Origin of the sequence: Streptomyces sp. URMC 126, assembly GCF_051386555.1 — a bacterium.
In the GTDB taxonomy this organism is placed as follows: Bacteria; Actinomycetota; Actinomycetes; order Streptomycetales; family Streptomycetaceae; genus Streptomyces.
The window spans coordinates 1-1,260 of record NZ_JBPQTX010000613.1 but is presented as its reverse complement, the minus strand read 5'-3'; the positions used below and the strand labels follow the sequence as shown (position 1 = coordinate 1,260).

At 76.3% G+C, this 1,260-nt stretch carries 1 protein-coding gene; it reads left to right on the top strand.

The genetic code is table 11. The features are described 5' to 3' along the window. A partial coding sequence (hemB, locus tag ACSNOK_RS33105) for a porphobilinogen synthase (protein ID WP_436784486.1) occupies window positions 1-965 on the top strand: 965 nt, incomplete at its 5' end. Between the last annotated feature and the right edge of the window lie 295 nt (window positions 966-1,260).

Genomic DNA, 1,260 nt, shown 5'->3' with positions numbered 1-1,260 from the left:
TCCTCCGCCCCCGCCGGCTCCGCCGTACCCCCGCCCTGCGGGACCTCGTCGCGGGCACCCGCTGGCATCCCGGGCAGCTCGTGCTGCCCCTGTTCGTCAAGGAGGGCATCGCCGAACCCGCCCCGATCGCCGCGCTCCCCGGCGTCGTACAGCACACGCTGCCGTCGCTCCGCAAGGCCGCGCGGGAGGCGGTGGCCGCCGGGGTGGGCGGGCTGATGCTGTTCGCCGTGCCCGAGCGGAAGGACGCCGTCGGCTCGGCGGCGCTCGACCCGGACGGCATACTCCAGCGGGCCCTGCGCGAGACGGCGGACGAGGTCGGGGACGCGGCGGTGGTGATGAGCGACGTGTGCCTCGACGAGTTCACCGACCACGGCCACTGCGGCGTCCTCACGCCCGACGGACGCGTGGACAACGACGCCACCGTGGAGCGCTACGCCGCCATGGCCGTGCTGCACGCCGGGGCCGGCGCCCACTGCGTCGGCCTGAGCGGCATGATGGACGGGCAGGTCGGGGCCGTGCGCGCGGCGTTGGACGCGGCGGGGCACCAGGAGACGGCGATCCTCGCGTACACCGCCAAGTACGCGTCCGCTTTCTACGGCCCGTTCCGTGACGCCGTCGAGTGCGACCTGCACGGCGGCGACCGCACCACCTACCAGATGGACCCGCGCGACGCCGCCGGAGCGCTCCGCGAACTCGCGCTCGACGAGACCGAGGGCGCCGACCTGGTCATGGTGAAACCCGCCTTGTGCTACCTGGACGTCCTGCGCGCCGTCGCCGACCACGCGCGCGTCCCGGTGGCCGCGTACCAGGTCTCCGGGGAGTACGCGATGGTGGAGGCCGCCGCGGCGCACGGCTGGATCGACCGGGAACGGGCCGTCGACGAGACGCTCACCGCCATCCGCCGCGCCGGCGCCGAGGTGATCCTCACCTACTGGGCGGTCGAGGCCGCCCGCCGGGCGGGCTGAGGCACCGGGGCCGGTGCCACGGCCAGTGAGGTGAGGAGTCCGCCGCGCACCGCCCATCGGGCGATTCCCGGCGGACTCCGCCCCGCGGGACGCCGCCGGAGGGCGGGCGCTGGTAAGTATGGGCCGCTCCCTGTCGTCGGCCGCTCGCTGCCGTCGTCACCCCGCCGTCGCCCCCTGTCGTCGTTCCGCCCGCCCGGGCGAGGAGACCGCGTGCCCCAGCCGGACCAGCCGGACCAGCCGGACCAGCCGGACCCGCCCCCGCCGCGCACCCCCGGGGACGGCCGTGGCTGACGCC